The 21,076-nt window shown below is 57.3% G+C and carries 17 protein-coding genes; 1 reads left to right on the top strand and 16 read right to left on the bottom strand.

The window, feature by feature from the left end; translation table 11 throughout:
• Positions 1 to 47 precede the first annotated feature (47 nt).
• From BUE09_RS04475 to sdhC, 14 genes are all read right to left on the bottom strand, one after another.
• The gene (locus BUE09_RS04475; RefSeq protein WP_073299516.1) at positions 48 to 1,298 is read right to left on the bottom strand and encodes an MFS transporter; all 1,251 of its coding nucleotides are present in this window, start codon (positions 1,296 to 1,298) and stop codon (positions 48 to 50) included.
• Between the two features lie 42 nt (positions 1,299 to 1,340).
• Complete coding sequence (locus tag BUE09_RS04470; protein WP_073299515.1) at positions 1,341 to 1,787, bottom strand: PaaI family thioesterase; 447 nt, start codon at positions 1,785 to 1,787, stop codon at positions 1,341 to 1,343.
• The gene (locus BUE09_RS04465) at positions 1,784 to 2,242 is read right to left on the bottom strand and encodes a PaaI family thioesterase (RefSeq protein WP_073299514.1); all 459 of its coding nucleotides are present in this window, start codon (positions 2,240 to 2,242) and stop codon (positions 1,784 to 1,786) included. The genes BUE09_RS04470 and BUE09_RS04465 overlap by 4 nt, the downstream gene beginning before the upstream one ends.
• 56 nt (positions 2,243 to 2,298) lie before the next feature.
• The gene (locus BUE09_RS04460) at positions 2,299 to 3,024 is read right to left on the bottom strand and encodes a DUF599 domain-containing protein (protein ID WP_073299513.1); all 726 of its coding nucleotides are present in this window, start codon (positions 3,022 to 3,024) and stop codon (positions 2,299 to 2,301) included.
• A gap of 93 nt (positions 3,025 to 3,117) precedes the next feature.
• The gene (gene brnQ / locus BUE09_RS04455; RefSeq protein WP_073299512.1) at positions 3,118 to 4,428 is read right to left on the bottom strand and encodes a branched-chain amino acid transport system II carrier protein; all 1,311 of its coding nucleotides are present in this window, start codon (positions 4,426 to 4,428) and stop codon (positions 3,118 to 3,120) included.
• A gap of 275 nt (positions 4,429 to 4,703) precedes the next feature.
• A complete protein-coding gene (sucD, locus tag BUE09_RS04450; RefSeq protein WP_073299511.1) occupies positions 4,704 to 5,591 on the bottom strand; it encodes a succinate--CoA ligase subunit alpha in 888 nt (295 codons plus the stop codon).
• The gene (gene sucC, locus BUE09_RS04445) at positions 5,591 to 6,757 is read right to left on the bottom strand and encodes an ADP-forming succinate--CoA ligase subunit beta (protein WP_073299510.1); all 1,167 of its coding nucleotides are present in this window, start codon (positions 6,755 to 6,757) and stop codon (positions 5,591 to 5,593) included. The genes sucD and sucC overlap by 1 nt, the downstream gene beginning before the upstream one ends.
• 174 nt (positions 6,758 to 6,931) lie before the next feature.
• Positions 6,932 to 8,368: a dihydrolipoyl dehydrogenase gene (gene lpdA, locus BUE09_RS04440; protein WP_073299509.1), complete on the bottom strand. Its 1,437-nt coding sequence runs from the start codon at positions 8,366 to 8,368 to the stop codon at positions 6,932 to 6,934.
• 94 nt (positions 8,369 to 8,462) lie between these two features.
• Entirely contained in the window at positions 8,463 to 9,683 is a 1,221-nt protein-coding gene (odhB, locus tag BUE09_RS04435) for a 2-oxoglutarate dehydrogenase complex dihydrolipoyllysine-residue succinyltransferase (RefSeq protein WP_073299508.1), read from the bottom strand.
• Between the two features lie 67 nt (positions 9,684 to 9,750).
• Complete coding sequence (locus tag BUE09_RS04430; RefSeq protein ID WP_073299507.1) at positions 9,751 to 12,582, bottom strand: 2-oxoglutarate dehydrogenase E1 component; 2,832 nt, start codon at positions 12,580 to 12,582, stop codon at positions 9,751 to 9,753.
• A 291-nt stretch (positions 12,583 to 12,873) separates the two neighbouring features.
• Positions 12,874 to 13,578: a succinate dehydrogenase iron-sulfur subunit gene (locus BUE09_RS04425; RefSeq protein ID WP_073299506.1), complete on the bottom strand. Its 705-nt coding sequence runs from the start codon at positions 13,576 to 13,578 to the stop codon at positions 12,874 to 12,876.
• A 10-nt stretch (positions 13,579 to 13,588) separates the two neighbouring features.
• Positions 13,589 to 15,361: a succinate dehydrogenase flavoprotein subunit gene (gene sdhA / locus BUE09_RS04420; protein WP_073299505.1), complete on the bottom strand. Its 1,773-nt coding sequence runs from the start codon at positions 15,359 to 15,361 to the stop codon at positions 13,589 to 13,591.
• 3 nt (positions 15,362 to 15,364) lie between these two features.
• Entirely contained in the window at positions 15,365 to 15,733 is a 369-nt protein-coding gene (sdhD, locus tag BUE09_RS04415) for a succinate dehydrogenase, hydrophobic membrane anchor protein (RefSeq protein WP_073299504.1), read from the bottom strand.
• Positions 15,727 to 16,101 (bottom strand): succinate dehydrogenase, cytochrome b556 subunit, encoded by a 375-nt coding sequence (gene sdhC, locus BUE09_RS04410; protein ID WP_029404578.1) that lies wholly within the window; start codon positions 16,099 to 16,101, stop codon positions 15,727 to 15,729. The genes sdhD and sdhC overlap by 7 nt, the downstream gene beginning before the upstream one ends.
• Positions 16,102 to 16,463: 362 nt before the next feature.
• Here sdhC and gltA point away from each other — a divergent pair, with 362 nt between their 5' ends.
• A complete protein-coding gene (gltA, locus tag BUE09_RS04405) occupies positions 16,464 to 17,735 on the top strand; it encodes a citrate synthase (RefSeq protein ID WP_019339407.1) in 1,272 nt (423 codons plus the stop codon).
• A 346-nt stretch (positions 17,736 to 18,081) separates the two neighbouring features.
• Here the strand turns inward: gltA and BUE09_RS04400 are convergent, their stop codons facing one another.
• Together BUE09_RS04400 and BUE09_RS04390 are read right to left on the bottom strand one after the other, a co-directional pair.
• On the bottom strand, positions 18,082 to 18,870 hold the full coding sequence (locus tag BUE09_RS04400; RefSeq protein ID WP_073299503.1) for a cyclic nucleotide-binding domain-containing protein: 789 nt from the start codon (positions 18,868 to 18,870) through the stop codon (positions 18,082 to 18,084).
• Between the two features lie 894 nt (positions 18,871 to 19,764).
• On the bottom strand, positions 19,765 to 20,457 hold the full coding sequence (locus BUE09_RS04390) for a YetF domain-containing protein (RefSeq protein WP_073299501.1): 693 nt from the start codon (positions 20,455 to 20,457) through the stop codon (positions 19,765 to 19,767).
• Positions 20,458 to 21,076 lie beyond the last annotated feature (619 nt).

Below are 21,076 nucleotides of genomic sequence, written 5' to 3'. Positions count from 1 at the left end.
CATACATGGAGAACTGCGATCTTCCCGCTGACGGCATTCAGCAGTGACTAAGGCTCAAGTAGCTCAAGCAAAACGATATCGTCCGGACTGAGATTGAAGACAGCCTCTCCCGCGCCTTTCAGCCGTTGCCGGATCGCCAGGTTGCCGTCTCGGTCGAGCCCCTTGAAGCGCCCTTCCGCGACGCCACCTCGTTTGGTCTGCGCGCGTATTTGCATGTGTTCGTAACGCGCCGGATTGCGCAGCAACCGCGCCAGGGAAAACCGCTGGCGACGATCCACCCGGGACGCTGCGGTGCTTTTGGGGAGTGGTTCAGATTGAGCGGCAGCAACCTTGAGCGGTGTTTCGGCTGCAGCACTCAGCGCCGGATAGCTATCATTCTCTACCGCCCAGCCCTGGTCGCCCTTGCTGACATTCAGTTCAAACAGACGCGCGCGCCGCTCGATCTTGGCTTGCACCGAGAGCACCAGGCTCGACGCCGGAAAGCTGACGGGAGCCAGGGTTTCGATGGTCACAGCGCGCGTCTCGAACCGCCGCTGCAAATGATCGCTGGCCACATAAGCGAGCGTGCCCGCCGAGTCATGAGTCAGATCCACCTGACCTGCCCGATAGCGCAAATCGTCCGTGAACAGTTCAACGTGGCCACTGAGGCTCGTGTGGTAATGGGCCGGCAAGACCAGATGGAAGTCACCGGCCAGCTTGTTCGGCGGCACCGGTTGCAGGTTCAGATGCAAGGTGTAGCCGCTCTGAATTCGGCGCGCCTCAGGAAGCTCTTGCTCTGGACGCATCCAATTGATTTCGACCTCCGGGACGGGATCGACATCCCCCGGGAGCACATCGATCTGCACAGCACCAGATGGTTCTGTACCGAGGCGAATGCTCACTTCCTGCCGGGCGAACAGCTGATCACCTTCGCGCAACGTGAGCACGCCATCAATATAACTGCCGAACTGCGGATTGAACGGACGGCCATCGAGCCGGCCATGCAAACGAAAACCCAGCTGGTGGCTCTGCGTCTGCTCATCCGTCTCAAGCCATTCGAGACTGGCGATGGCCGCGACTCGCTCCGGCTCGTGGTTGGCAAGCAAGGTAAATCCAACGACCAGAGGGATAAAACCCAAACCGGACAGCCCCACCGCCTTCCGGGCAATACTCCAATGACGCACGATATACAACAGAGTCAGCGGGGGCAGCAGACTGCCAACGCCCCACAACAAACCCGTACCAAACGCCAGAACAATCAACCAGATCAGACCCGCTACGATCAGCAGCAGCCCACCCAGTATCAGCAACGCGTCCATTCAACACCCTCAAGACGACTACAGTAGCGCCGGCAGGGCCTATCAGGGCTCGTTGACCTTGAAGTGGCAACGCGCAGTTGCGATCGGCTCAGCCTGGTTGGTTTGCCAGGCTGTCACGGCAACATTGGCCACACGACGCCCCTGGCGCCAGACCTGGCACGCGGCAAAGGTGTCACGATAGTGACCCGCTCGCAGATAATCTATCGAGAAGTCGATGATTTTGGGCAAATGTGGCGCGCCCATGAACATCAGCAGATGGAGCATCGCGGCATGTTCCATGAAGCCGGCAATTACGCCGCCGTGGATCGCCGGAAGCGTAGGATTGCCGATGTTGTCCTGATTCTTGGGAAGCCGGAAAACCATCTCATCGCCCAGCCGCAGGCACTCGATACCGATGAGCCGGGCGTACGGGACCATATTCAAGAGTGCATCGTAATCGTTATTGGCGTGAGCCTCGCTGACCAATGCGTCGAGGTCCAGATGACTCATTTCGCCGTCTCCGACGTTGTCACGAAGCTGTTCTTACCCATGCGCATAAAGGCGCCGACCACGTGGGCAATTGGCTCATTGATATCGCGCTGATACGCGACTCCACGGGTAAAAATCACCGTTGGTGTCATGCGATAGCATTCGGCAAAGCCAAACACATCGTGATTCGGCTCGGCGGGATGCATGTAGTCGATGCGCAAATCAAGCGTCGGGCAGATCTCGAGCTCCGGCAGTGCGCATGCCGTCGAGATACCGCAAGTGGTATCCATCAACGTTGTGATCGCTCCGCCGTGAATGCGTCCGGTCTCAGGATTGCTGACGATCTTTTCGCTATACGGAAGGCGCAGCGTGAGCCCCTTGGCGTTAGCTTGCTCGACACGCATACCAAGGACCTGACAGTGGCGTAACAGGAAAAGGAAGCGCTGGGTACGCTCCAGTATCAGACTATCGCTCATGCGAATTCTCAGAAAGGATCAAGCCACACAGTTTACCGGCCCTCCCAGCGCGAGCCCTACTCCTTAGGCTGTTCGACCGGCAAGGTTGGCGTGAAAACCATCACTTTAAGTACATCGGAATGAAACTCTCGCCGGTACAAAACCAGCATCACACCGGTCGTCACCACCATGAAGAACCAGGGATGGATGAACCAGGACAAGGTAGCCATCCCGAAGTAATAAGCCCTCAGACCGAAGTTGAACTGGTTTGCGGCCATCGAGATCACTCTGGCAGCCCGCTCGGCGAACGACTTGCGCTCGAGGTCACTCACGTTGCGCTCACCCGCCATCGGCGCCGAGGCTACTAGCACTGCCGCGAAGTTGTACTGCCGCATGCACCAGCTAAAAGTGAAAAACGCGTAAACGAACACAACCGCCAACGCCAACAGCTTGATCTCGGAAAGCCCGCGGCTGACCGGCTGTGCAAATGGCAAATCTGCCAACAGCGAAACGGCACGTTCCGACGCACCCAGCGCGGTCAGAATACCCGCCAGAATGATCAAGGTGCTGGATGCGAAAAATCCCGCATTACGCTCCAGATTGCCGATCACATTGGCATCGGCAATACGGTTGTCGCGCAGCAGCATGCGTCGCATCCAGTCCTGACGATACAGATGCAGGACGCTAGCAAGGCATGCCGTGTCCCTGCCTCGCCAGCTTGCGTAACGGGTGTAGCCGGCCCAGCACAGCACGAACCACGCGACAGCTATCAGATGAGGCAGCAAATGATTGGGAATCAGCATGATAATTCCTCTGGACACATGCGCCGGATTATAGCCAGCGGAACCGCTGGCCAGGCACCTAGGCAGCCAATCTTACGTCAGGACCCACAGGCGTCATGACGCGAGTCGGCGCCGGCCAAGCAGCCGATCTATCACGAACGCAATCGCCAAAGTCACCAGCACAGGAACCAGCCAGCCCATGCTCTGCGCGGCCAACGGTAATTGGGTGAACAGAACCGGAACCAGATCGTTGAAGCCTGCCGCTGACAACCCATCCACGACACCGAAAACCAATGTCACAGCCATCACCGGGACAAAAATTCGGCGGGGCGAAACCCAGCAACCATCAAGCAAGCTCAGTGCCACCAACATGATCGCCAGGGGATAGAGTCCGACCAGTACTGGCACTGACACACTGATCAGCTGTGTCAGGCCCTGATTGGCTACCAACAGGCTGAACAAGGTGAACACCACCACGACTGTGCGATAGCCAACCGGAATCAAACTGCTGAAAAACTCACCACAGGCAGTCGTCAGTCCGACTGCGGTGGTCAGACAGGCGAGCGTAATCACGACCGCAAGCAGCAGACTGCCCGGGGTACCGAACGTATGCTGTACATAGGAGGTGAGAATCTGCACGCCGTTTTGCGCCTCCCCGGCAATGCCCTGACTGGTTGCACCCAAGTAGAACAACGCCAGGTAAACCAGCGACAGGCCAAGCGCGGCTATTGCGCCGGCAATAACTGAATAGCGGGTCACCAGCGCGGGATCGGATACGCCGCGATCACGGATCGCCGTCGCGATCACGATGCCGAATACCAGCGCGCCGAGCGTATCCATCGTCAGATATCCTTCCAGAAATCCTTTCAGCAACGGGCTGTTGCGGTAGCTCTCAGCGGTCACCCCGATGTCGCCAGCCGGCGCGAACACAGCAGCGCCGCCCAGCACCAATAGTGCAGCCAGTAGCACCGGCGTGATGAACTTGCCGACCCGGTTAACCAGCTGACCTGGATTCACTGCCAAGAACAAAGTCGCTGAAAAGAACAGCACCGTATAAACGAAAAGGGGTATTGCTGTGTTGCCGCTAAAGGGCGCAACCCCCATTTCGAACGAAACCACCGCTGTCCGGGGTGTCGCGAACAGCGGACCGATAGCCAGGTACACCGCAACCGCCAGCAGCGTGCCGGCGCCACGCCCCAGTGGCGCCGTCAAGCGATCCATGCCGCCGCCAACCCGTGCCAGCGCAACCACGGTCAGCAAGGGTAAACCGACGCCTGTCAGCAAAAAACCCAGCGCGGCAGACCAGAGTGACTGCCCTGCAGCCAGCCCAGCGCTGGGTGGAAAAATGATGTTGCCGGCGCCAAGAAACAGCGCGAACGTCATGAAGCCAAGAGCCAGCAAATCGAGGCCTTTCAGTCGAGTCATTGAACTATCACCACTACAGAAGATTCCGGCGCGCAGAACGCATAAGCGCTTGCTTCCAGCTACGACCCATGCCGAGTCGCCTGAAAAAAGCACGCACCTTAATCGAAATGGCCCACGAGGGCGAGGAATCAAAGGCCCACAAGAGAGGCGGCGCAGAAGCCGGACGCGTGCTGGGCGGGTTCGATACGACGATGCCATGAAGCCGTTTGTTGCCCTGCAGAAACAAAAATGCCAGTCAGACAAGCTGACTGGCATCGGGCATCGCTAGGTACAGATCAGGCCTGCTTGACTTCCCAGCCGGTGATTTCCGCCAGCGCTTTGCCGATATCGGCAAGCGAGCGAACGGTCTTCACGCCAGCGTCCTGCAGCGCAGCGAACTTCTCGTCAGCCGTTCCCTTGCCGCCGGAGATGATCGCGCCCGCATGGCCCATGCGCTTGCCAGCCGGAGCAGTTACACCTGCGATGTAGGAAACCACTGGCTTGGTGACGTTTGCCTTGATGTACGCCGCAGCCTCTTCCTCGGCCGAACCACCGATCTCGCCAATCATGACGATTGCTTCGGTCTGCGGATCTTCCTGGAACAGCTGGAGGATATCGATGAAGGTCGAACCTGGAATCGGGTCGCCACCGATACCTACGCAGGTCGACTGACCGAAACCGGCGTCAGTGGTCTGCTTGACTGCTTCGTAGGTCAAGGTGCCGGAACGGGACACAATACCGACCTTGCCAGGCAGGTGGATGTGACCCGGCTGGATACCGATCTTGCACTCACCGGGGGTAATTACGCCCGGGCAGTTCGGCCCGATCAGGCGAACGCCCATCTCGTCACACTTGATCTTCACTTCCAGCATGTCGAGGGTCGGAATGCCTTCGGTGATGCAGACAATCAACTTGATACCGCCGAACACTGCTTCAAGGATGGAGTCCTTGCAGAAGGGTGCGGGAACATAGATAACCGACGCATCAGCGCCCGTCGCTTCGACCGCTTCTTTTACAGTGTTGAAAACTGGCAGACCGAGGTGCGTAGTACCGCCCTTGCCGGGCGTCACGCCGCCGACCATTTTGGTGCCGTACTCGATAGCCTGCTCGGAGTGGAAGGTGCCCTGCGAGCCGGTGAAGCCCTGGCAGATGACCTTGGTGTCTTTATTGATCAGGACGCTCATTACTTGCCCTCCGCGGCTTTGACGACTTGAATGGCCGCATCGGTCAGGCTGGTCGCACCGATGATGTTCAGACCACTTTCACCCAGCATTTTGGCGCCGAGCTCGGCGTTGTTGCCTTCCAGGCGCACAACTACCGGTACTTTGACGCCGACTTCCTTCACCGCGCCAATAATGCCTTCGGCAATCATGTCGCAGCGAACGATGCCGCCGAAGATGTTGACCAGAACCGCCGCGACGTTGTCATCGGAGAGGATGATCTTGAACGCTTCGGTCACACGTTCTTCGGTCGCGCCACCACCGACGTCGAGGAAGTTCGCAGGCTTGCCACCGTGCAGGTTGACGATGTCCATGGTGCCCATCGCCAGCCCGGCACCGTTGACCATGCAGCCGATGTTGCCGTCTAGTGCGACGTAGTTGAGCTCCCACTTGGCAGCGTGCGCTTCGCGAGGATCGTCCTGCGACGGATCCTGCATACCGCGCAGCTTGGGCTGACGGTAGATGGCGTTACTGTCGATGTTCAGCTTGGCATCGAGACAATGCAGGTTGCCGTCTTTCTTGATAACCAGCGGGTTGACTTCCAGCAAGGCCAGATCGTAGTCAACGAAGAGCTTGGCAAGGCCGACGAAGATATGGACGAACTGCTTGACCTGATCGCCCTTGAGACCGAGCTTAAATGCCAGCTCACGCCCCTGGAATGGCTGAGCGCCAACCAGCGGATCGATGGTTGCCTTGAGGATTTTCTCAGGCGTGTCGTGAGCGACTTTTTCGATATCGACGCCGCCTTCCGTGGAGGCCATGAAGACCACACGACGGGTAGCGCGATCAACCACGGCCCCCAAATACAGCTCTTTCTCGATATCAGTGCACGCTTCAACGAGAATCCGGCTAACCGGCTGACCATTGGCGTCAGTCTGGTACGTGACCAGGCGCTTATCCAGCCACTGCTCGGCAAATGCACGGGCTTCGTCCTTGCTACGAACCAGCTTTACGCCACCCGCTTTGCCACGACCGCCTGCGTGCACCTGGGCTTTAACAACCCACTCAGTGCCTCCGATTTGGTCACAGGCTTCAGCCGCTTCCTTTGGGCTATCAACCGCATAGCCTTTGGAAACTGGCAATCCGTATTCGGCAAACAGTTGCTTACCCTGATATTCGTGAAGATTCATCTTAGCTACCGTTCGGTTTGATGTGCATCAGACGTCACTTGTTGGTGCCGTCGCCTCAAGTCGCTGAAAACTATCGAGGATACCTTTCAAGGACCTGTCATACCTTGCGCGAAGGTATTCGGCGGCTGCACCAGACGCTGAGTCCGGTGCACGCCGCCATTTTCTGCTGCGCTGTTAGCGCTTCTTGCGATTGGCGATGTGAATAGCGTGACCATTCACCGCCAGTGCAGCTTCGTGCAGTGCTTCGGACATGGTCGGGTGCGAGAAGACCATCATGCCGAGATCTTCAGCGCTGGTACCGAACTCCATGCCGATCGCGCCTTGCTGAACCAGTTCAGCCGCAGCCGGACCCATGACGTGTACGCCGAGTACACGGTCGGTTTTAGCATCGGCGATGACCTTGACCAAGCCAGCCGTGTCGTTGGCCGCCATAGCGCGACCGCTGGCAGCGAACGGGAAAGTGCCGACGTTGATTTCAACGCCCTCAGCCTTCAGCGCCTGCTCGGTCTTGCCTACCCACGCGATTTCCGGGTGGGTATAGATGACCGACGGAACCAAGTCGTAGTTCATTTGCGACTTGTGACCAGCGATACGCTCGGCGACCATCACACCCTCTTCCGAGGCCTTGTGCGCGAGCATGGCTCCACGGACCACGTCACCAATGGCGTAAACGCCTGGCACGCTGGTTGCGCACTGATCATCGACGAAAATGAAGCCGCGCTCGTCCATATCGACACCCGCATCAGCGGCGAGCAAATCGGTGGTCACCGGACGGCGCCCGACTGCAACGATCAGCTTGTCGAAGGTCTGCTGCTGCTCGCCTTCGGCGTTGGTGAAGTTGACGGTAACCTGATTGCCGTTCACCTGAGAGCCAGTGACCCGAGCGCCAAGCAGAATCTTCAACCCCTGCTTGCTCAGTACTTTGAAGGCTTCCTTTGAAATCTGCTCGTCAGCGGCAGGCAGGAACTTGTCCATTGCTTCGAGAACGGTTACCTCCGCACCAAGACGCGCCCACACCGAGCCCAGTTCTAGGCCGATAACGCCAGCGCCGATAACGCCAAGCTTGGCCGGGACGCTTTGGAAATCCAGTGCGCCGGTGGAGTCAACGATGATGTTCTGGTCAACCGGTGCAGGCGGAATGTCGACTGGCTTGGAACCGGACGCCAGAATTACATTTTCCGCACCCAGCACTTGGGCGTTGCCGTCGAGGCCGGTAACTTCGACCTGCTTGCCGCTGAGCAGCTTGCCGTGGCCTTCGAACACGGTCACACCGTTTGCCTTCAACAGACCAGCAACACCGCCGGTGAGGTTCTTAACGATCTGGTCCTTTCGGGCCACCATGGTCGGAACGTCCATGGCCACTTCGCCGGTACTGATCCCATGAACCTTGAAGCTCTCATGGGCTTCGTGGAACTTGTAGGAGCTGTCCAGCAGCGCCTTGGACGGAATGCAGCCGACGTTCAGGCAAGTGCCACCAAGCGCGGTCTTGCCTTCCTTGCCCTGGTACTTCTCGATGCAGGCGGTCTTCAAACCCAATTGGGCTGCGCGAATGGCTGCTACATAACCGCCGGGGCCGGCACCGATGACGACGACGTCGAATTTCTGGCTCATTACGAATCCTCTTTTCTAAGCGGCAAGCGACACGCTACAAGCCGCAAGTGCGCTGCCTTTCGTACAGCGACCACTTGCTACTTGTAACTGTCTTTTAGATATCCAGCAGCAGACGGGCCGGATCTTCCAGCAGGTTCTTGATGGTCACCAGGAAGCTGACCGCTTCCTTGCCGTCGATCAGGCGATGATCATAGGACAACGCCAAGTACATCATGGGACGAATGACCACTTGACCGTTGATGGCCATCGGGCGTTGCAGAATGTTGTGCATGCCCAGGATGGCGGCTTGCGGCGGGTTGACGATTGGGGTCGACATCATCGAACCGAACGTACCGCCGTTGGTGATAGTGAAGGTACCTCCGGTCATTTCGTCGATCGACAATTTGCCATCACGGGCCTTCTTGCCAAAGGTCGCAATGCCGCTTTCGACTTCAGCCAGATTCATCAGCTCCGCATTGCGCAGGACCGGTACGACCAGACCACGGTCACTGGAAACGGCGACGCCGATGTCCTGATAACCGTGATAGACGATGTCGGTACCATCAATCGAGGCGTTGACCGCCGGGAAGCGCTTCAGCGCCTCGACGGACGCTTTGACGAAGAAAGACATGAAGCCCAGGCGTACGCCATTGTGGGTCTTCTCGAAAAGATCCTTGTACTTCGAACGCAGCGCCATGACCTCAGTCATGTCGACTTCATTGAAGGTCGTCAGCATCGCCATGTTCGACTGTGCCTCGACCAAACGCTCAGCCACCTTGGCACGTAGGCGGGTCATCGGCACGCGCTTCTCGGTCCGATCACCACCAGTGGTGACAGGAGCAGCAGCAGTGCTGGCGGCAGGCTTGCTTGAAGCCGGGGCGGACTTCTTGGCCTCGATAGCGGCGACCAGATCTTCTTTGGTGACGCGTCCGTCTTTGCCGGTGCCCTTCACGCTGTTCGGGTCGATGCCGTTTTCTTCGGCCAGCTTGCGGGCTGCAGGCGCGAGGATGGCATCTTCTCCACCGGTAGCGGGGCCCGCAGCAGGAGCGTTGGCTTGTGCAGGTGCAGCAGCTGGAGCGGCAGGAGCAGAGGCAGTAGCGCCCGCATCCAGCTTGCCAAGCAGCTCGCCGCTGAGCACGGTATCGCCTTCGTTTTTGACGATTTCACTCAGCACGCCGTCCGCTTCGGCCAGCACTTCCATAACGACCTTGTCGGTCTCGATGTCGACAATCAATTCGTCACGCTTTACCGCATCGCCCGGCTGTTTGTGCCAGGTCGCAACTGTGCCGTCAGCAACCGATTCCGGAAATTGAGGGGCTTTGATCTCGATAGCCATTAGCTGGGTCCTATTTGATTCGGTTTTACATAGAGGCCGCGGTGTCCGCGGCCTCTTGCAAGAATGATTAAACGGTGAAGGCGTCCTGCAGCAGTTTTTCCTGTTGCTCTGCGTGCATGGAGGCATAACCGACTGCAGGCGCAGCAGACGCTTCACGACCCGCGTATTGCAAGAACAGCTCTTTCTTGTGTGCGATGGCAACGCGACGCATGTGATGCTGGCTGCAATACCAGGCGCCCTGATTCATCGGTTCTTCCTGACACCAGACGATGTTCTTGAGGTTCTGGTAAGGCGCTAGCACCTCCGCCAGGTCCTCTTCCGGAAACGGATACAGCTGTTCCAGACGAACAATTGCGATGTCGTCACGACCTTCACTGCGGCGCTTGTCCAGCAGATCGTAATAGACCTTGCCGCTGCACATGACAACGCGTTCGACCTTGCCTGGATCGATCTGATCGATCTCGGGGATCACTGTCAGGAACGAGCCTTGAGTCAGGTCTTCCAGGGTCGAGGTCGCCAGCTTGTGGCGCAGCAGTGACTTCGGCGTCAGCGCTACCAGAGGCTTGCGCAGGGGACGGATCGCCTGCCGACGCAGCATGTGATAGACCTGAGCAGGTGTCGTCGGTACACAGACCTGGATGTTGTGCTCGGCGCACAGCTGCAGGTAGCGTTCCAAACGCGCGGACGAGTGCTCCGGACCTTGCCCTTCGTAACCATGCGGCAACAGCATGGTCAGCCCGCACAGCCGGCCCCATTTGTGCTCGCCACTGGTGATGAACTGGTCGATCACGACCTGAGCACCATTCGCGAAGTCCCCGAACTGCGCTTCCCACACCACCAGTGCGTTGGGCATGGTAGTGGCATAGCCGTACTCAAACGCTAGTACTGCCTCTTCCGATAGGAAGGAGTCGTACAGGTCGAAGCGAGGCTGACCTTCATAAAGATGCTGAAGTGGAATATAGGTGCTGCCATCCTTCTGGTTGTGCAACGCCGCGTGACGGTGCGAGAAGGTGCCGCGACCGACGTCCTGGCCACTGATGCGAACCGGGTGGCCTTCGAACAGCAGGGTTGCATAAGCCAGTGTCTCGGCATAGCCCCAGTTGATGGCGAGCGCACCGGCACCCATCTTCTGACGGTCTTCGAGAATCTTCGACACCTGACGCTGAACCACGAAGCCTTCCGGCACCGTCAGCATCTTGCTGGACAGTTCCTGCAACGCCTTCAGTTCGAACCGCGTGTCGTAACGAGCGGTCCAGGTATGGCCCAGATATGGACGCCAATCAACGAACAATTCCTTGTTCGGCTCTTTGACCAGGCTCTTGACGACGTGAAGGCCGTTATCCAGCGCAGTCCGGTACTCGTCAACCTTGGCCTGAACGCGCTCGTTGTCGAGCACGTTGGTCTGCGTCAACGCATCGGCATAGAGCTCGCGCGTGGTGCGTTGTTTAGAGATTTTCTGATACATCAGTGGCTGAGTGCCGCTGGGCTCATCCGCTTCGTTATGACCGCGACGGCGGTAGCAGATCAGGTCGATGACGATGTCACGCTTGAACTGCATCCGGTAATCGACGGCAAGCTGCGTGACGAACAGAACAGCTTCAGGATCATCCGCATTTACGTGGAAGATCGGCGCCTGGATCATTTTTGCAACGTCAGTCGCATACTCAGTAGAGCGCGCGTCTTCTTGCTTGTTGGTGGTAAAGCCAACCTGATTGTTGATCACGATCCGGATGGTACCCCCCGTGCGATAGGCACGAGTCTGGGACATCTGGAAGGTTTCCATGACAACGCCCTGCCCCGCCACGGCGGCATCCCCGTGAATCGTGACCGGCAGCACCTTGTCACCAACCGCATCACACCGGCGATCCTGACGGGCACGAACGGAGCCCTCAACCACCGGCGACACGATTTCCAGGTGCGACGGGTTGAACGCCATCGCCAGGTGTATTTCGCCACCCGGGGTCATCACGTTGGAAGAGAACCCCTGGTGATACTTCACGTCACCGGAACTGAGCCCTTCGACCTTCTTGCCTTCAAACTCGTCGAACAGGTCGCGCGGGTTCTTACCAAAGGTGTTGACCAGGACGTTGAGGCGGCCACGGTGGGCCATGCCAATTACGATCTCCTTAGTGCCGTAGGAGCCTGAGCGTTGGATTATTTCATCCAGCAATGGAATCAGACTCTCACCACCTTCCAGGCCAAACCGCTTGGTACCTGGATACTTGGTACCCAGGTACTTTTCCAGGCCCTCGGCTGCGGTCAGGCGCTCAAGCAGGTGACTCTTGATTTCAGGCGAGAAGGACGGGCGGCCACGAACACTTTCGAGCCTCTGCAGAAACCAGTTGCGCTGGTCCGAGTCCACGATGTGGGTAAATTCAGCCCCAATAGTGCGGCAATAAGTCTCTTGCAGCGCCTGGTGGATCTCACGCAAGGTTGCCTGATCTTTGCCCATGGCCAAGTCGCCGGTACGGAAAACCGTATCCAGGTCCGCGTCGGTCAACCCGTAGTTGTTAATGGCCAGGTCAGCTGGAGCGGGCCGTTGTTGCAGACCGAGCGGGTCGAGCTGGGCAGCCTGATGGCCACGCATCCGGTACGCCTGGATCAGACGTAGAACTTCGACCTGCTTCTTCTCATGCTCGCTACTGACGCTGCCTGCCGAAACGGGCTGGGCACGACGCTGGTTCTTGGCCAGCAGGACGAAGTGATCGCGGATTGTCGAATGCGATACGTCGGCCGCAGCCCCGCCACTGACGGGCAGCTTCTGGAAGTAGGTGCGCCACTCTTCGGGCACAGCGTTGGGATCGTGCAGGTAGAGCTCATATAGCTCTTCCACATAGGCAGCGTTACCACCGGATAGGTGGGCACTGTCCCACATGCGCTGCATTACGCTTTCTTGCATGTCTGGTCACCTTCGATAAGGAGACACCACCAGCGTGGAGACCGCAGCATGACTTCCCAAGTTCTGAAGCAGCGACCCAGGTAAAGCCACTACGGACCGCGCAGATAGTTTCCGAGAACCACCCCGGATGCCCCTGCTGGTCATCAAATTTTCAGAGCGAAACCACGGCTTTGTGAGCTGGGGTTCCTACTAAGACTGCGGCGCCGTCGTTTGAACTCTGGCGCCGTAGGTGTCGCGGTGAAGCATCAAGGGTCTGCAACTACTATCAGTACTCGCAGACACCTCCGAGTATCAGGTTGCGCTCTGCAGGAGCATGTTCCGCACATGGCCAATGGCCTTGGTCGGATTCAACCCTTTCGGGCAGACGCTCACACAGTTCATGATGCCCCGGCAGCGAAACACGCTGAACGGATCATCCAACTCAGACAGACGATTCTCGGTCTCGGTGTCGCGGCTGTCGGCCAAGAAACGATAGGCCTGCAGCAGCGCAGCGGGACCGAGGAACTTGTCAGGGTTCCACCAGAAGGAAGGGCAGCTGGTCGAGCAGCAAGCACACAGGATGCACTCGTACAGACCGTCCAGCTTCTCGCGATCTTCCGGGCTTTGCAGACGTTCGATAGCCGGAGCAGGCGTATCGTTCATCAAATAAGGCCGAACCTTCTCGTACTGCTTATAGAAGATGCCCATATCGACGGCCAAGTCACGAATAACTGGCAAACCAGGTAGCGGACGAACGACCAGCTTGTTGCCTTTGACCACAGACGACAGCGGCGTAATACAGGCCAGTCCATTCTTGCCGTTCAGGTTCATGCCGTCGGAGCCACAAACCCCTTCACGGCACGAGCGACGATAAGAGAAGCCTTCGTCCTGTTCCTTGATGAGGGCAAGCACGTCGAGCACCATCAGGTCTTTACCGTCGGTATTGACCTGGAAGTCCTGCATGTAGGGCTTTACGTCTTTATCCGGGTTATAGCGATAAACGCTCACTTGCAACATATCGGCGACCTCAGTAAGTCCGAACCTTAGGCTCGAAAGTCGGAACAGTCTTCGGAGAGAAATTCACGGCACGCTTAGCTACGCGCTTCTCACCCGGGAAGTACAGGGTGTGGCACAGCCAGTTTTCGTCATCCCGCTCTTCGAAATCCTCGCGAGCATGCGCGCCGCGCGATTCCTTGCGATTCTCTGCAGCGATGGCAGTTGCTTCAGCCACTTCCAGCAGGTTCTGTAGCTCCAAAGCCTCGATACGCGCGGTGTTGAAGGCCTGGCTCTTGTCGGAGATCTTGACCGTAGCGATGCGCTGGCGCAGATCGGCAAGCTGAGCGATGCCTTTCTGCATGTACTCGCCCGTACGGAATACGCCAAAGTAGTTCTGCATGCAGCTCTGAAGCTCTTTGCGTAACGACGCGACGTCTTCGCCCTCGGTCCGCTCGTTCAGACTGGCGAGGCGATTCAGCGCAACGTCCAGATCGGTTTCAGTCGCACCGCGGTGCTCGATACCGTCCTTCAGGGCTTTCTCCAGATGGAGACCAGCCGCGCGACCGAATACAACAAGATCAAGCAGCGAGTTGCCACCCAAACGATTGGCACCATGAACCGATACGCATGCCACTTCGCCTACTGCGAACAACCCATCGATAATCTTGTCGTTTCCGTTAGCATCCTGGGTCATCGCCTGGCCATGAATGTTAGTGGCGATGCCACCCATCATGTAGTGACAGGTCGGAACCACAGGCACTGGAGCAGTAACAGGATCGACATGCGCGAAGGTCTTCGACAGCTCGCAGATACCAGGCAGGCGGCTGTGCAGCACCTCCTCACCGAGGTGGTCGAGCTTCAGCATCACGTGATCGCCGTCCGGACCACAACCGTTACCAGCCAGGATTTCCTTGACCATCGACCGTGCAACCACGTCACGACCCGCCAGATCCTTCGCGTTTGGAGCATAACGCTCCATGAAACGCTCGCCATGCTTGTTGATCAGGTAACCACCCTCGCCGCGGCAACCTTCGGTCACCAGTACGCCAGCACCGGCAATACCGGTCGGGTGGAACTGCCACATTTCGATGTCCTGAACCGGAACACCGGCACGCAGCGCCATACCGATACCGTCACCAGTATTGATCAGGGCGTTGGTCGTCGACGCGTAGATACGGCCCGCACCACCAGTAGCCAGAACCACGGCCTTGGAGCGGATATAGACTGTTTCGCCGTTTTCAATGCAGATCGCAATGATGCCAACGATAGCGCCATCCTGGTTCTTCACCAGGTCCACGCCGTACCACTCATTAAGGAAGGACGTGCCCGCCTTCAGGTTGGCCTGATACAGGGTATGCAGCAGTGCATGACCGGTACGGTCAGCGGCCGCGCAGGTGCGAGCAGCCTGCCCCCCCTTTCCGTAGTCCTTGGACTGACCACCGAATGGACGCTGATAGATGCGACCCTGTTCGGTACGGGAGAATGGCAAGCCCATGTGCTCCAGTTCGAACACAGCCTCCGGACCAACGGAACACATGTATTCGATAGCATCCTGGTCGCCAATATAATCGGAGCCCTTGACGGTATCGTACATATGCCAGCGCCAATCATCGTTCGGATCGGCCGAGGCGATGGCACAGGTAATGCCACCTTGTGCTGATACGGTATGCGAGCGAGTCGGGAAAACCTTGGTCACCACCGCAGTTTTATGGCCACCTTGAGCCAATTGCAGCGCAGCGCGCATGCCCGCGCCACCGCCACCAATGATGATGGCGTCATAAGAAAGAGTACGAATGCTAGCCATGGATCAGATACCCCAAAGAATCTGCACGCCCCAGACGAAGAAAGTGAACATGGCTATGCCACACACCGCCTGGAAGAGAAAACGCACGCCGGTAGCCCACTTTCCGATAGCCATGTTGGTCAGGTAGTCAGTGGAAATCGTCCACATACCAACCCATGCATGAACACTGAGGGCAACGAGTGCAAGGAGACTAAAGATGCGCATCCACTGGGCGGAGAACAACGCGTGCCACTGAGCGTACTCCAGCCCCGGATTTACCATCAGGTATCCGATCAGGAAGAGAAAATAAGCCGCCAGGACAACCGCTGAAACGCGCTGAGCCATCCAATCGTAAAGCCCTGAACGGGAAAAGTTGGTGACATTGGTTACCATATCCAAACTCCCGCCAGAACGATCAGCACAGCCGATACGGCCAAAACGATTTTCGAGCCCAGCTTCCCGCCTTCCAGCGTTTCGCCGTGGCCGGTATCCATGACCAAATGGCGCACACCGGCCACCAGGTGATACAGCAACGCAGAGAGCAGAGCCCATACCACCAGCTTCGCCAGCGGACTACCGAGATACGCCTTGACCTCCTCGAAGCCTTCAGCAGAAGACAAAGAGGCATCAAGCGCTAGCAGCAGGACGGCCACACCAACAAACAAGATCACGCCGGAAACGCGGTGAAGGATTGAGGTGTACGCAGTGATTGGGAGTTTTATTGTCCTAAGATCTAGGTTTACAGGTCGTTGGCTTTTCACGGCTTTTTTTCACACTTGAGAGCCCCGAAACCGCAGGGCAAAGTTGTTGGGAAGAGCACGCAGCGGTACCCGCCACCCACGAGTGACAACCCACAGGAAACTGCCTGTTAGGCCCCTGCCGGTCGGTCGTCGATTATAAACAGTTAGGTCGCTAATGACAATGTGGTGAAGTGCCACTAAAGGCGGATGGCGCCTCGGTTTGTAATTCGCGTAAATAGCTTTTTCTGTGATGCGAATTCAACCCTAAACCCCTCTACAGCTAGCGGCCAGCCCAAATTGACTTTGTGATTTATCTCACTATAGTGATGCGGGCCCTGCGTGGGGGGCCATGATGATTCCAAGCATAAAACAGGAGGCCATACATGGCTGACAACAAAGCGCAGTTGATCATCGAAGGCGCAGACGCCATCGAACTGCCCGTTCTATCCGGCACCGTAGGGCCCGACGTAATCGACGTACGAGGCTTGACCTCCACGGGTCGCTTCACCTTCGACCCCGGCTTCATGTCCACCGCCTCTTGCGAATCCAAAATCACCTATATTGATGGTGACAAGGGAATTCTGCTGCATCGCGGCTACCCGATTGAGCAGCTGGCCGAAAAAGCCGATTATCTCGAGACCTGTTACCTGCTGCTAAACGGCGAACTGCCGACCGCCGAAGAAAAGGCGAAATTCATCAGCACCGTCAAGAACCACACAATGGTTCATGAGCAGCTCAAGTCATTCCTCAACGGCTTTCGCCGTGATGCGCATCCGATGGCAATCATGTGCGGCGTGGTAGGCGCGCTCTCTGCCTTCTATCACGACTCCTTGGACATCAACGACCCGCACCACCGCGAGATTTCTGCAGTGCGCCTGGTCGCGAAAATGCCGACCCTCGCTGCCATGGTTTACAAGTACTCCATGGGTCAGCCGATGATGTATCCACGCAACGACCTGAACTACGCTGAAAACTTCCTGCATATGATGTTCAACACACCATGCGAAGTGAAGCCGATCAGCCCGGTTCTGGCCAAAGCCATGGATCGCATCTTCATTCTGCATGCGGACCATGAGCAGAACGCTTCGACGTCCACCGTCCGCCTGGCCGGTTCAACTGGCGCTAATCCGTTCGCCTGCATCGCGGCTGGCATTGCCGCACTTTGGGGTCCGGCACATGGCGGCGCCAACGAAGCCGTACTCACTATGCTGGACGAGATTGGCGACGTTTCGAACATCGAAAAATTCCTGGCCAAGGCTAAGGACAAGAACGATCCGTTCAAGCTGATGGGCTTTGGACACCGCGTTTACAAGAACTTCGATCCACGCGCAAAGGTCATGAAGCAGACCTGCGACGAAGTACTGAGCGAACTCGGCATCAACGATCCGCAGCTCGAGCTTGCAATGAAGCTTGAAGAGATCGCGCTGAACGATCCCTACTTCGCCGAACGCAACCTCTACCCGAACGTTGACTTCTACTCCGGTATCATTCTCAAGGCGATTGGCATTCCAACCAGTATGTTCACCGTGATTTTCGCGCTGGCACGTACTGTCGGCTGGATCTCGCACTGGAAAGAAATGATTGCGATGGGTCAGAAGATCGGTCGTCCACGCCAGCTGTATACCGGTCATCCTCAGCGCGACCTGCCTCGCTGAGGCAGCGCGAACCGTTAGCCCTGAATTCGACCTAATAGCGTTCAGGATCAGCGGTCCACAGACGCCCGGCGCAACGCACCGGGCGTTTTTGTTCTGGACCAGATCAAGTCGTCCCCGGGGACGGTAGATGCGGATCACCTTGGCTTTGTGAAGGTCGTTAATAGTCTCGGCCAACGCGGTGTCATGGCAGTCGCTCACGTTGCCCTCCGACAGATCTACCCCGGCTTCGGCCTAGCGCCTGATATAGCGACCGAAACGTTCTGCACACCACGGTCGCGATGGTGAACGAACTTCCGCAAAACAAAGATAATCTCGGCTGGAGCCATCGCCGCTCCGCTTGCCAACTTCAAACGGCTTGAAGTTTGTTCGGTCGCCTGCCACCAGTCATTTTCACGATGGGAGCGCCGCCTTCATGCGGCAGGCCGTCAGCTAAACGCTGAAGCCGAGCAACGTCACGGACGACCACTTCCCTGTTTCGTACTTCCAAAATTCCGTGAGCGCGAAAGCTGGCTAGCTCCCGCGACAGTGACTCGATAGCTAAACCCAGGTGATTCGCTATCTGCCATCTGGCCATCGGGAGGCGAAAGCGCGTAGCAGATAAGCCCCGGCTAGCCACCATAGTCATATGATGCAAGATGAACCTGGCGACCCGTGTCTTGGACCTTGGCGCAGCCATCCGTAGTCGAGCCAACCTGCAGTGCTGTAACTCGTGGCCGAGCCGCCGCATCACGAAACGGTTCAGTGCGGAATTGCCCGAGAACTGCTCCAACACGTCGAACGAAATCCTGCATGCCGAGGTTGACTGCATCGCTGTTGCGGTCGTCGTATAGGATCCGTCATAAAGCGCAGAAACCCCTAAGAAATCGCCTGCCAGCATGAACCCGACGATCTGCTGGCTGCCATGTTCATTGGCGGTTGAACTTTGCACAGCCCCGGATCGTATGACATATAAGGCTTCCGCTGGCTGGCCAGCTCTGAACAGTTCGTCCCCTCTGTCTAACAATGGCCCGCTTGTTACGAGCCGTTCCAGCTTCTTTATCTCAGACTTACTTAATACGCCGGGCAGACACTGTGCAGCTCGGATACAACGTCGACAATGCATCTTTGCGGCCTCAACCGGTTTGATGGTTTCCATTCGCACGCTTCCTCGTCCTCGCTGTAGCGCCGACATCATGGATTGGCTGCCCGCAACTAGTGCAACTCACCGACCTTTGCGCCGTAGTCATCGCTGTTCATATGATGGGTTCTAAGAACGATTCCGAGTTGCTCGCGAATCCGCGGGTGAGTTACTTCATCAAGAAGCGCTTCCAGCTCGCGAATACCCCATTTTGCCCACGACCAACCAACCCGAGACGTTCCAAGGTTCGGGAACACCATGCATTGTTCATAGAGCGCGCCTCGAGCTGGAGCAGGGTCAGCCGCATGTTCACGCGATCACGCAATTACTTGGCTGTCGGCCTCACCGCAATGCACCTGTCTGAGCACGCTACGCTGGAGTTCTGTTTTCGCCTCGCTGAGGCTGGCGGTAGCCACCTGCGCCGGTACGCTCTGCACTTAGAAGCTCATTGAGCGCTTCGACCAGCGCTTCGCGAGCAAAACCTGGCTGCGCATATGACTTTTCCGCCTTTCTGATCTGGGCGAGTCGAGGCAGGACACTGCCGATTAGGCCGGACTAAGACGATACCGGTCCTAACAGTGGCCTGACGGCAATCGCGGCGGTGAACTGCGGCCATGCTATGGCGCAAGAGGTATCAGCGATAATGAAAGATAATGCCGCTATGCTGCACTTTTTTTGATGCGACAGCGTTCATGGAGCGAAGGCGTTCATAGATTGAGCAATCCGGACGCTCAAAATCGTATCGGCCCGAGGCAAGCAATAGCCCTAACAGCTTTATTTACGCCCTAGGTTCGCCGCTAGCCGCTAGCCGGTCTTTGCTCCGCAGTATTGATGCTGTGCCCTTTCCCCCGACCTACGGAGCAGGTGCCCCTCATCAGTGGCGCCTAAAGCGAAGCATGCAGCGGCGTGCCATTAGCGCGGCCGGGGGTTGTTCAAAGCAGTGGACCATTGGGTGTTCTCGCAACGAGGGCAGACCGCGTGTTGATGGCTTTCTATGCTTTGAATATGGCCACAGCGCGAACACGCATATATGGCGCTGGCTGGAACTTGCTTATAGGTGGGGCGTTGTTCTGGAGGCAAAACGGACAGCCCTGGCTTTACCACCTCTGACGCGTAATAAAAAAGACTTACATTGCCATCTGTTTCAAGTATGCCCAGGCGCACCTGACCAAGATGCTCAACGCCTTGTACACGCAGCTCCATGAAAAACTCGTCAGCCGAGATGTTCAAGCGGTTCAAGCTGTGCAGCTCATAAAGACCATCTCTAATGATCGTGACTGGCTTGCCTTCCATCCAGTCGGAAAACCGGACGCTGTGGCTCATGATCAGAACGGTGAGCCGATAGAGCAATAACAGCGTAGCGAACACAGCGGTGATAGGCAGCAAGGGTACATCTTCGTAGAACGAGACGTCGCCCGCGGCGGAACCAAGCGTAAGAATTACGACTAGTTCAAATAGCGACAACTGCCGAACGCCACGGCGACCGCTGATTTTCAGGAAGAGAAATACGATGACAAACGCAAAAAGCGCACGGAATGCGACCTCACCGAGAAAAGCGACGGGAAACTCATCCATCAACATGCGCTGCCAATCAAAAGCGGTCATCTACAGCTCCGTCGATCTATCTACGTACCGTTCAGACCGTCACCGCCGACATTCGATCATCTGCCGATGTACAGCGGCTTCCTGACTTCTTCGCTGTCGTAGATCGAGATGGCGGCCATCTCAACGCCCTGCTCCAGCACTCCCTTCTCCGGGGTTGCACCTGCGCGCTCCGCTTGCTGCAGGTGCCGGTGAGTCCGTACCAGAGAATGAGGAGCAGTTACTGAGACCTCCACCTTCTGACGATGAGCTCGCCGTCAAGGTCCGCAGGCGCGGGGTGTACCTATTGCCACGGACCAGCATCGCCGCTGGGACCACCTTGCGGTGATCCGTGCCGGGTCGGTTCCGGGCGATTTCGATCCCCCTCGCATAGCAGCATCAATTATTGGATTGTCAGAGGTTCTTACCCGCGAAACACTTGGATGTAAGGTCGCCGTTGATTACGAAAGGCCGAGACGCCAACGGTGCATCTAAGTCGTCAATGGGCCTCCGAAATCGCCCTTCCTGGTGGTGACGCTCTATGCTGCTGAACGAGCCCCCTGAAACACCGGACATTGTTTCCCCCTTACCATAAGGGATAGGCAAACGGTCGTGTTTATGACTACCAGCAAAGACAGACATA

The organism is Stutzerimonas xanthomarina DSM 18231 (assembly GCF_900129835.1).
Taxonomy (GTDB): Bacteria; Pseudomonadota; Gammaproteobacteria; order Pseudomonadales; family Pseudomonadaceae; genus Stutzerimonas; species Stutzerimonas xanthomarina.
Note: the sequence above shows the minus strand (reverse complement) of the source record. Positions and strands in the feature narration are given on the sequence as shown.

What these genes read in the sequence shown, in the direction of transcription:
- BUE09_RS04475 (WP_073299516.1), bottom strand. Translation starts at nt 1,298, where the DNA reads ATGGACGCGTTGCTGATACTGGGTGGGCTGCTGCTGATCGTAGCGGGT.
- BUE09_RS04470 (WP_073299515.1), bottom strand. Translation starts at nt 1,787, where the DNA reads ATGAGTCATCTGGACCTCGACGCATTGGTCAGCGAGGCTCACGCCAAT.
- BUE09_RS04465 (WP_073299514.1), bottom strand. Translation starts at nt 2,242, where the DNA reads ATGAGCGATAGTCTGATACTGGAGCGTACCCAGCGCTTCCTTTTCCTG.
- BUE09_RS04460 (WP_073299513.1), bottom strand. Translation starts at nt 3,024, where the DNA reads ATGCTGATTCCCAATCATTTGCTGCCTCATCTGATAGCTGTCGCGTGG.
- brnQ (WP_073299512.1), bottom strand. Translation starts at nt 4,428, where the DNA reads ATGACTCGACTGAAAGGCCTCGATTTGCTGGCTCTTGGCTTCATGACG.
- sucD (WP_073299511.1), bottom strand. Translation starts at nt 5,591, where the DNA reads ATGAGCGTCCTGATCAATAAAGACACCAAGGTCATCTGCCAGGGCTTC.
- sucC (WP_073299510.1), bottom strand. Translation starts at nt 6,757, where the DNA reads ATGAATCTTCACGAATATCAGGGTAAGCAACTGTTTGCCGAATACGGA.
- lpdA (WP_073299509.1), bottom strand. Translation starts at nt 8,368, where the DNA reads ATGAGCCAGAAATTCGACGTCGTCGTCATCGGTGCCGGCCCCGGCGGT.
- odhB (WP_073299508.1), bottom strand. Translation starts at nt 9,683, where the DNA reads ATGGCTATCGAGATCAAAGCCCCTCAATTTCCGGAATCGGTTGCTGAC.
- BUE09_RS04430 (WP_073299507.1), bottom strand. Translation starts at nt 12,582, where the DNA reads ATGCAAGAAAGCGTAATGCAGCGCATGTGGGACAGTGCCCACCTATCC.
- BUE09_RS04425 (WP_073299506.1), bottom strand. Translation starts at nt 13,578, where the DNA reads ATGTTGCAAGTGAGCGTTTATCGCTATAACCCGGATAAAGACGTAAAG.
- sdhA (WP_073299505.1), bottom strand. Translation starts at nt 15,361, where the DNA reads ATGGCTAGCATTCGTACTCTTTCTTATGACGCCATCATCATTGGTGGC.
- sdhD (WP_073299504.1), bottom strand. Translation starts at nt 15,733, where the DNA reads ATGGTAACCAATGTCACCAACTTTTCCCGTTCAGGGCTTTACGATTGG.
- gltA (WP_019339407.1), top strand. Translation starts at nt 16,464, where the DNA reads ATGGCTGACAACAAAGCGCAGTTGATCATCGAAGGCGCAGACGCCATC.
- BUE09_RS04400 (WP_073299503.1), bottom strand. Translation starts at nt 18,870, where the DNA reads ATGGAAACCATCAAACCGGTTGAGGCCGCAAAGATGCATTGTCGACGT.
- BUE09_RS04390 (WP_073299501.1), bottom strand. Translation starts at nt 20,457, where the DNA reads ATGACCGCTTTTGATTGGCAGCGCATGTTGATGGATGAGTTTCCCGTC.